The sequence below is a fragment of the Brevundimonas sp. UBA5866 genome (assembly GCF_002432125.1).
Classification (GTDB): Bacteria; Pseudomonadota; Alphaproteobacteria; order Caulobacterales; family Caulobacteraceae; genus Brevundimonas.
On record NZ_DJFS01000075.1, the window covers coordinates 1 to 8,808 of the forward strand.

9 protein-coding genes are annotated in these 8,808 nt (G+C 62.8%); 4 read left to right on the forward strand and 5 right to left on the reverse strand.

The window, feature by feature from the left end; genetic code table 11:
- On the reverse strand, positions 1-327 hold a 327-nt coding region (locus B3H86_RS09465; protein ID WP_292053249.1), incomplete at its 3' end, for a hypothetical protein.
- Positions 328-452: 125 nt separating this feature from the next.
- On the opposite strand from B3H86_RS09465, the gene B3H86_RS09470 reads away from it, so the two are divergent.
- Complete coding sequence (locus tag B3H86_RS09470) at positions 453-1,853, forward strand: DUF4139 domain-containing protein (protein WP_292053250.1); 1,401 nt, start codon at positions 453-455, stop codon at positions 1,851-1,853.
- 1 nt (position 1,854) lies between these two features.
- On the forward strand, positions 1,855-3,519 hold the full coding sequence (locus B3H86_RS09475; protein ID WP_292053251.1) for a DUF4139 domain-containing protein: 1,665 nt from the start codon (positions 1,855-1,857) through the stop codon (positions 3,517-3,519).
- Positions 3,520-3,522: 3 nt separating this feature from the next.
- On the opposite strand, the gene pth is transcribed toward B3H86_RS09475, so the two are convergent.
- The 4 genes from pth to B3H86_RS09495 form a co-directional block, all read right to left on the reverse strand.
- Positions 3,523-4,128, reverse strand: a complete 606-nt coding sequence (gene pth, locus B3H86_RS09480; RefSeq protein WP_292053253.1) for an aminoacyl-tRNA hydrolase — start codon at positions 4,126-4,128, stop codon at positions 3,523-3,525.
- 87 nt (positions 4,129-4,215) lie between these two features.
- Entirely contained in the window at positions 4,216-4,821 is a 606-nt protein-coding gene (locus tag B3H86_RS09485; protein ID WP_292053255.1) for a 50S ribosomal protein L25/general stress protein Ctc, read from the reverse strand.
- Between the two features lie 151 nt (positions 4,822-4,972).
- Positions 4,973-6,037: a hypothetical protein gene (locus B3H86_RS09490; RefSeq protein WP_292053257.1), complete on the reverse strand. Its 1,065-nt coding sequence runs from the start codon at positions 6,035-6,037 to the stop codon at positions 4,973-4,975.
- Between the two features lie 107 nt (positions 6,038-6,144).
- Positions 6,145-7,077, reverse strand: coding sequence for a ribose-phosphate pyrophosphokinase (locus B3H86_RS09495; protein ID WP_292053259.1), 933 nt, complete (start codon positions 7,075-7,077; stop codon positions 6,145-6,147).
- A gap of 256 nt (positions 7,078-7,333) precedes the next feature.
- On the opposite strand from B3H86_RS09495, the gene B3H86_RS09500 reads away from it, so the two are divergent.
- Positions 7,334-8,152: an outer membrane protein assembly factor BamD gene (locus B3H86_RS09500; RefSeq protein ID WP_292053262.1), complete on the forward strand. Its 819-nt coding sequence runs from the start codon at positions 7,334-7,336 to the stop codon at positions 8,150-8,152.
- A gap of 96 nt (positions 8,153-8,248) precedes the next feature.
- The coding region (locus B3H86_RS09505; RefSeq protein WP_292053261.1) for an AAA family ATPase at positions 8,249-8,808 on the forward strand (560 nt) is incomplete at its 3' end.

Here is an 8,808-nt window from a genome sequence, read left to right on the forward strand (position 1 = left end):
GGCCAGTCGCAGGGGCGCGTAAACGACCGCGCTGGCGTAGCGTACGGGCGGTTTAACCTCTGGCGCGGGCGGCGGCAGCACCGCGCCATGCATGGGCATGACGCAGGCGGCGCATTTGGCCCCGATGTCCTGTTTGATCGGACCGTCCAGACCGCCGATGTGGATCGTCTGCAGCCCTTCGGACGTGCACAGGACCACCGGCTGGCCCGGTCGTGCCGCCGCCAGGGCGGCAAACGGCATCAGCGAGCCGACCATGACAGCCACGACCGCCGCCAGCAGGGCTAGCGCACGGTGAATGGGCAGGACATCGTCGGACTTGCAGGACACGGGGGCGTTCTAGCGTACCGGCGAAATCGTACAAGCGGCCAAACTGACCCATGCCGTTTATGGCTTTGCTAGACAGCGGGATAACGCCGTGCAACCGTGGTTGGACAACAATCCGGAGCTGTTTCATGCGCCAACGTCTCGTACCGCTGCTGGCAGCGGCCCTGTGTGCATCGACCGCCTTTGTCGCCCCCGCCCTGGCGCAACAGGTTGAAAGCGGTGCGGGCGGCCCCGATCGACTGGCTCTGACGGTCTATAACAACAACATTGCCCTGGTTGAGGACGTACGCACCCTGACCATCCAGTCCGGTCGGGTGCGTCAGGAATTTCCGGGTGTGTCGGCCTCGATCCAGCCCGAGACGGTGACCCTGTCGGGGCGGGGGCTTGCGGTTGTCGAACAGAATTTCGACTATGACCTTCTGACGCCGAGAAAGCTGATGGAAGGGGCGGTCGGGCAACAGATCGAGATCGTTCGCACAAACCCCGGTAACGGTGCGCAGACGCGCGAACAGGCGCGTGTCCTGTCGGCCAATGAAGGCGTTGTGCTCCAGATCGGCAACCGGATCGAGGTGCTGCGTGATGATGGCGCGCCGACCCGGGTCGTGTTTGACGGTGTGCCACCCAATCTGCGCCCGCGCCCCACCCTGAGTGTCACGCTGGATGCAACGGGGACGCCGCGCCGTGACGTGACCCTGAACTATCTGACCAGCGGGCTTCAGTGGAAGGCAGACTATGTCGCCCGTTTCGATGAGAAGGCCGGAAGGCTGGACCTGAACGGCTGGGTGACGATGACGAACAATTCGGGTTCGACATTCACAGATGCCGTTACGCGCGTGGTCGCGGGGGCTGTGAATACCACCGGAAATAACGGGCGTGGAAATATGCGCGGGACCGTTCGTGGCAACGGCACCGGCACAGGTGCCAACGCCGCGGAAGGTGACGCCCATGTCTATCTGCTGCCCGAGCGCGTGACTGTGGCCAACAACCAGACCAAACAGGTCGGTCTGCTGGACGTCAGCAACGTGCCGGCGACCAAACGCTATGTATTCCAGATGGGCGGGTTCGGCACCTATGAGGCAGCGCAGGCGGCCGACGTGGGTATCGTGTTCCGCAGCGAACCGGCCCTGCCCGCAGGGGTCATGCGGGTCTATTTGCGCGGGGAAAATGGCGAGCCGCGCTTTATCGGCGAGGACCAGATCAGCCATTCGCCCGCAGGATCGGATCTGGTGATCTCGACCGGCAAGGCGTTCGATGTGACGGTGCAGCCGCGTCTGGTGTCGTCCGAACGGGTTTCAACGCGCCGCGCCGACCGTTGGCGTACGCGCTATGCGATGGAGTACCGCGTCCGCAATGCCACGGGCGAGGCCAAGACCGTCGAGGTCCGCCAGCGCGTTTATGGCCGTGACACCGAACTGACGGCCCAGAGCATCGAAGGTGAACTGGCCGATGCCTATACCGCCGTGTGGAAGGTGCAGGTTCCGGCCAATGGCGAGACGGTGCTGACGGCCACGATTACGACGGGGGGCTGATATGCGTCCGTTGTGCGCCGTACTGGCGTGCGCGGTCGCGTGGGGGCCTCTGGCGGCAGCAGCCCTTCCAGCCATCGCGCAAGAGACGGGGGTTTCGCGCGCCGAAGCGGTCTCTGAACGTCCCGGGAGCGTGTCCGTCGTGGTGTACCGCGACCGGCCCGTGGATACGGGCGAGCTTTTGGAGCGGTCACGCCAGAGTTGGTCGCGGCTAGACCTGGAAGGACTGGCCCTGATTGTCGAAAAACGGGTGGTGGATGTTCCGGCGGGCGAGGGCGTCATCCGTTTCAAGGGTTTGGCGACGGGTATCGTGCCCCATAGCGCTACGGTCGAAGGGCTTCCTGCCGAACTGCTGGAGCAGAACGCGGACTATGACCTGATCTCACCCGCCAATCTGTTGGAGCGGGCGATTGGCGAGACGGTCACGGTTGTGCGGACCAATGCCGGAAATGGCGAGGTGGTTGAACAGTCGGGCGTACTGCGTGCCGGTACCAATGGTGCGGTCGTTGAAATCGATGGCCGGTTCGAGGCGTTGGACTGTTCGGGGCTGACCGAGCGGCTGGTCTTCGAGACTGTTCCCGAGGGGCTGGGCGCGACGCCGACGCTGTCGATCAGGACACGGGCAGAGCAGGCGGGCCGATACGAGGTCACTCTGGCCTATCTGGCGACGGGACTTCAGTGGTCGGCTGACTATGTGGCGCGGGTTTCGGCGGACGAAAGCACGATCAATCTGGAGGGCTGGATCACGCTGGCAAACTTCGGCGGGACCAGCTTTGCCGATGCGCCCGTTTTGGTGGTGGCCGGTGATCTGTCACGTGATGCCGATACGCGGCCCATTGAGGTGCGGACCCGTATTGCCAACACGACTTGCTGGCCCCAGCAGCGCTCGCACGAAGGCTGGGAGCGCTATGCGACGTACCACGGGCCGCCCGCCATGATGCCGCCACCTCCGCCACCGCCCCCGGCTCCGGGTGTTGCAATGCGTATGATGGTTGAAGAGATTGTCGTCACAGGCAGCCGTATCAAGGCCGAACTACAGGAACTGGGTGACTACAAGGCCTATGTCATCCCCCACCGTACGACGGTGGCCGCGCGGCAGACCAAGCAGGTGCTGTTTCTGGCCCAGGACAATGTCGCGGTAGAGCGCGTCGTGGTCCTGCCGTTCTCGCCGGCAGTGGACACGGCACCCGCCGACTTCGGTCAGATCGAACTGCGGGCCCCCAATATCGAAGCGAAGGGACTGGGAATTCCCGTGCCGGAAGGCGGCGTCGCCTTCTATGTGGCGACGGCGGACCAGCCGACGGCCTATGCGGGGTCGGATACGGTTTCCGACACGGCTGTCGGTCTGCCGGTCCGTTTCAGCTTCCAGACAGCAACAGGCATCACGTCAAAGGTGGTCGTCACGGGTGACGAGAGCCGTGGGCGCGGGGCACGCAAGCGTCAGGTGGATAGCCACCGCATCACCCTTGCCAACACCACGGGGCTGGCAGTGGATGTGGAGATGCCGGTCGGTAGCTGGGAAACAGGAGCACGGGGTTTCCGGATCGAGCGCGAAGGCCTTCGCAGCCAGATCGATGCCGATACGGGACAACGTGTCTGGCGAACGAGACTGGCGGCAGGCGAGACGCGGACATTTGATGTCCGCTGGTCCTATGATGATCCGGAATAGGTCCTAGCCGCCGTTTGCGGCCTGGCGCGGGCTGAACTTCGGGGCGGGGGCCAGACGCATGACCTCGCCCTGATAGCGCTCGTCATCGCCCTTGATGGCGAAGGGCAGGGCGTCGGCGCAGGCCTGCAGCATGGCATCCAGCCATTGTTGGTCGGCCTTGGCGAAATCACCCAGCACATGGGTATGCACCAGTTTGGGATCGCCGGGGTGGCCCACGCCCATGCGGGCGCGGCGGAAGTCGGCACCCAGATGGGCAATGGCTGAACGGATACCGTTCTGGCCAGCGGCACCGCCGCCCTTCTTCATGCGGAAACGGCCGGGGGCCAGATCGATCTCGTCGTGGAAGACGATGATCCTGTCCACGGGGACCTTGTAGAATCGTGCGGCCTCACCGATCGCGCGGCCGCTTTCGTTCATATAGGTCTGGGGCTTCATCAGCAGGATCTTCTCGCCCTCGATCTCGCCGTCCTGGATCTTGGACTGGAACTTGGCCTTCTCCGGCCCGAAGTTCCAACGGCGTGCGATCTCGTCAGCGGCCATGAAGCCGATGTTGTGGCGGTTCTTTTCGTATTTTGCGCCGGGGTTACCCAGCCCTGCGATGATAATCATGGCGCGTGTCTAGCCTTGGATGCGGGGCAAAGAAAAGCCCCGCAGCGTTTCCACTGCGGGGCTTTGATCTTTTCGTTGAGACGAAGATTAGCCTTCGGCTTCTTCCGAAGCGGCTTCTTCTTCTGCACCGCCAGCCGACGACTTGACCGAGGCGATCATGAAGTCGCGGTCGGTGATGGTCGGTTGGGCGTCACCAACGTTGGTGATGTCCGAGAAACGGATGTTGGTGTCATTTTCGACCTTGGCCAGGTCGATGATGAAGGCCGACGGCATTTGGTCAGCGCGGATCATCACTTCAACTTCGTGACGGACGACTTCCAGAGTGCCGCCCTGACGGACGAACGGAGCTTCATCAGCGTTGATGAATTGGACCGGCAGCGAAATCTTGACCGGAGCGGTTTCGTCAACGCGCATCAGGTCGAAGTGCAGCGGACGGTCGGTGACCGGGTCGAAGTCAACGGTCTTGGCGATGACCGGTTGGGTCTCTTCGCCGTACTTCAGGGTCACCAGGTGGCCCAGGAGTTTGCCGGTGTAGAGCGACTTGCGGAATTCGCGTTCGCTCACGGAAATAGCAACCGGTGCTTTGTCGCCACCGTACAGGATACCAGGAACGGCACCAGCGCGACGCACTGCACGGGCGCTTCCGGTGCCCACGCCTTCGCGGACGTCAACGTTCAGAATGATCTCGGCCATCGGGCTCGCCTTCAATACAAGTAAACGCCTGCGCTGAACCGTTGCCCGCGCGGCGGGGTCATGAACCCATCGAATTCAAGAGGGCGGTCCATTACACGGAACAGGGGGGTTACGCAACCGCCCCTGCCCCGATTGCCCGTAGATTCTCGGTTTAACCGGTAGGCTGTGACTGAGAATCGGCGGGCAGGACCACAGTTACAGGCGGTACCGACGTTGGTCGGGGGCCAGCGAACTGGGCGGTGCACTGGGCCAGATCGCGTACGATGTGGCGTCCGGTGCAGAAGATGTCCTCATAGTTTGGCTTGGCCGCGGCCAGGCACTGATAGAGCATCAGCTTGGACATATTGAGACAGAACTCGTTATTCGATTCTGTCGTCAGGGCGTCTGTATTGGCCTTGGCATCTTCACCCGCAGCGCCAAGGGCGGCGAGGGCGGCGATAGCCAGCGCATTCACGACAGCCGGCGTATAGGGCGCGCCGCGTACAGCGCGCTCGGTCGTTAGGCCGTTGCCCGAATGGGCGGCGGCAAACAGGCGGGCGCTTTCCTCGGCGGAGGGCAGGCGCGGGACGGACAGGGTCTTGGCGCTTTGCAGGCGACCCTCGCGATCCGGCACGGTCTGGGTGGCCCAGCGGCGGCGCGGATCATTGCGTCCCTGGATCGTATAGGCGTCGGCTTCGACGCCGTCGGCGATCATCGTCAGAGCGTCGATATCGCGAATCAAGGTGCTGACCATCAGACCGACAGCCGCATCCGCACCCGGCAGGGTAGCGGCATAGGCCGGATCGGCGACGATTCGGCCGATCATCTGCTGGCGCTGGGTCGGATCGGCCGCAAACTGGCGTACGCCGGCCACGAATTCGGGAGACTGCAAGGCCAGGATCGAGCCGTAGGCGATCATGCCGCGCGACATCTGGGCCGCGTCATAGGCGGCACCCTTGCGCAGTTCGGCCTGGATTTCCTCGGCGCTTTGGAAACCGCCGGCCTTGACCGTGTTCAGGTCACGCACAAAGGCGACATAGACCGAGGCGGCCTCGGCCACGCTCTGGTTCAGGGCGATGGGTGGCGGCGGAGGCGGCGGAGCCTCCGGCGGAGGGGCTTCAGGCGTCGGCGTCGAACAGCTAGCCAACACGGTGGCGGCAGCCATAGCGGCTGCCGTGAGGGTGCGGCCAGTATTCCATTGGCGCAGAAGGGCCGGACGCGGCGTCTTTTCGGGCATCAGCGGGCTTCCCTTAGTACTTCGCTTACGGAGGAGGTCCCGGTGGGTCCGACTCCTGAGGGGGGATTTAGGCTGACTAATACGGTGTGATAATGGTTAGCCGAACCTTAATCGAAGAGCTTTGAAACGGATTCTTCGTTGGCAATCCGTCGGATCGCTTCACCGATCAGAGGGGCAACGCTGACACTGCGAATCTTGTTGCACGACAAAACAGCTTCCGGCTGTTCAATCGAGTCGGTGATGACCAAATCCTTGAGCGGGCCGTTCTGCACGCGCTCGACCGCGGGGCCCGACAGAACGCCGTGCGAGATATAGGCCGATACCTCGGTGGCACCTTGGGCGATCAGGGCTTCGGCAGCATTCACCAGAGTGCCGCCCGAATCCACGATATCGTCGAACAGGATACAGCTGCGGCCTTGGACATCGCCGATGATGTTCATGACTTCGGACTTGCCCGGCTCGGGGCGACGTTTGTCAACGATTGCAAGGTCGCAATCCAGACGCTTGGCCAGCGAGCGGGCGCGGACCACACCGCCGACGTCGGGCGAGACGATCATGACCGAATCGCGCGGCTTGGTTTCCTTGATGTCCTGCGCCAGCACAGGCATGGCGACCAGATTGTCGGTCGGAATATCGAAGAAGCCCTGGATCTGGCCGGCGTGCAGATCCATCGTCAGAACGCGGTCCGCGCCGGACCGCTCGATGATATTGGCCACCAGTTTTGCGGAAATCGGGGTGCGGCCGCCGGTTTTGCGGTCCTGGCGGGCATAGCCGAAGTAGGGCATGACACAGGTCACCCGACGGGCCGAGGCGCGACGCAGGGCGTCCACCATGATCAGCATTTCCATCAGGTTGTCGTTCGCCGGGAAGCTGGTCGACTGGATGATGAAGACATCCTCGCCGCGGACGTTTTCCTCGATAACGGCAAAGACCTCGTTGTCCGCAAAGCGCTTGACCTGCGCCTTGGTGAGAGGAGCATCGAGGTGGTTGGCAATCGCCTGAGCCAACGTCCGGTTCGAATTGCCTGAGAGCAGCTTCATGACCGGTCATCCTTTCGCCGTGTTCGGACTGAAAAAACTGTGTCCAATGGTGTTGCTGCGCTCTCTAGGCCGTGTAGGGAGTCGCATCAACCCGCGTTTCGCCTATTTCCGCGCATTGGCATCCCGCTGTGCGCTGTTATAGAGAACGCCAAGGATATGTGATGCGAGCGTGCATCCCGTCTCCGGCAATATTAAGAGGTCGCTCTTGCCCGAACTCAAGTCCCGCTCCGGTTTGTTCCGCTCTGGCCTGTTGCTGATGGGTGTCGCTGCGGCGAGCCTTACGCTTGCTGCTTGCTCGGGCACCAAGCCCCGCCAGCGCCTTGCCTATGAAGAGCGTCCGGTCGAAGCCCTGTACAATACGGGCTACCAACGCCTGCAATCGAAGCGCTGGAACGATGCCATCGATTATTTCGAGGAAGTCGAGCGCCAGCACCCGTACTCGGAGTGGGCGCGCCGCGCCATTCTGATGCAGGTGTATGCCTATTATCAGAACAACAACTACAACGAGGCGATTGCGGCGGCTGACCGTTTCATCTCGCTGTTCCCGGGCAATCCCTCGGCGGCCTATGCCTTTTATATGAAGGCTGTCTGCAACTTCGAGCGCATCGTTGATGTGGGCCGCGACCAAGGCTTTGCCGAGGCCGCACTGGCCGGTCTGCGCGATGTCGAGCGCCGCTACCCCAACAGCCCCTATGCCACCGATGCCCGCGTCAAGATCGACATGGTCAACGACCAGCTGGCCGGCAAGGAAATGGCCGTGGGCCGATTCTACCAGCGCAACAGCCAGCCGATCGGCGCGCTGAACCGCTACAAGGCCGTGATCGACAACCCGGCCTTCCAGCGCACCTCGCACACGCCAGAGGCCCTTTACCGTCTGGTCGAGCTGAACCTGCAGCTGGGCCTGCGCGAGGAAGCCGTGCGCAACGCCTCGGTTCTGGGTCACAACTTCCCGGGCAGTGTCTGGTACCGCGACGCCTTTGTACTACTGACCGAAGAGGGTCAGCGTCCTGAAGGCATCACGGCCCCTGAAGGCAAAAAGAAATCCATCTTCAGCCGACTGAACCCGTTCGACTGAAACTGAACGATTGACCGCAGGGGCTGTAAAAAGCCTCTGCGTTCTCGTTACGTTTCCGGTTAGGATCGTCCGGAATAACGCGAATCATACCGATCCATGCTGACCAGCCTCTCTATCCGCGATGTTGTTCTCGTTGATGCCCTTGATCTCGATGTCGAGCAGGGCCTGACGGTTCTGACGGGTGAAACCGGCGCGGGTAAGTCGATTATCCTGGATGCTCTTGGTCTGGCTTTGGGCGCGCGGGCCGATTCCGGACTGGTGCGCCGTGGGGCGAAACAGGCTGTAGCCACCGCCGTCTTTGTCACCCCTGACGATGCCGACCTGATCGCGGCACTGGAAGAGCGCGGCTTTGAGGCCAAGGCGGGCGAGGAGTTGATCTTGCGCCGTATCCTGTCGGCGGATGGTCGCTCCAAAGCCTATATCAATGACCAGCCTGCGGGTGTGACCGCGCTGAAAGACATTGGCTCGCGTCTGGTCGAGGTGCATGGCCAGCACGAGACGGTGGGCTTGCTGGACTGGCGCACGCACCGTGGGCTGCTGGATGCCTATGGCGGTCTGCAACCGCAGCTGTCCGCTGTCGCCGAGGCCGCGCGCCAGTTGAAAGAGGCCGAGGCCCGACTGGCCGAACTGCAGGCCGACGCCGCCGATGCCGCCGC

Coding starts and splice junctions, on each gene's coding strand:
- B3H86_RS09475 (WP_292053251.1), top strand. CDS start 1,855: ATGCGTCCGTTGTGCGCCGTACTGGCGTGCGCGGTCGCGTGGGGGCCT.
- pth (WP_292053253.1), bottom strand. CDS start 4,128: ATGATTATCATCGCAGGGCTGGGTAACCCCGGCGCAAAATACGAAAAG.
- B3H86_RS09490 (WP_292053257.1), bottom strand. CDS start 6,037: ATGCCCGAAAAGACGCCGCGTCCGGCCCTTCTGCGCCAATGGAATACT.
- B3H86_RS09495 (WP_292053259.1), bottom strand. CDS start 7,077: ATGAAGCTGCTCTCAGGCAATTCGAACCGGACGTTGGCTCAGGCGATT.
- B3H86_RS09500 (WP_292053262.1), top strand. CDS start 7,334: ATGGGTGTCGCTGCGGCGAGCCTTACGCTTGCTGCTTGCTCGGGCACC.
- B3H86_RS09485 (WP_292053255.1), bottom strand. CDS start 4,821: ATGGCCGAGATCATTCTGAACGTTGACGTCCGCGAAGGCGTGGGCACC.
- B3H86_RS09470 (WP_292053250.1), top strand. CDS start 453: ATGCGCCAACGTCTCGTACCGCTGCTGGCAGCGGCCCTGTGTGCATCG.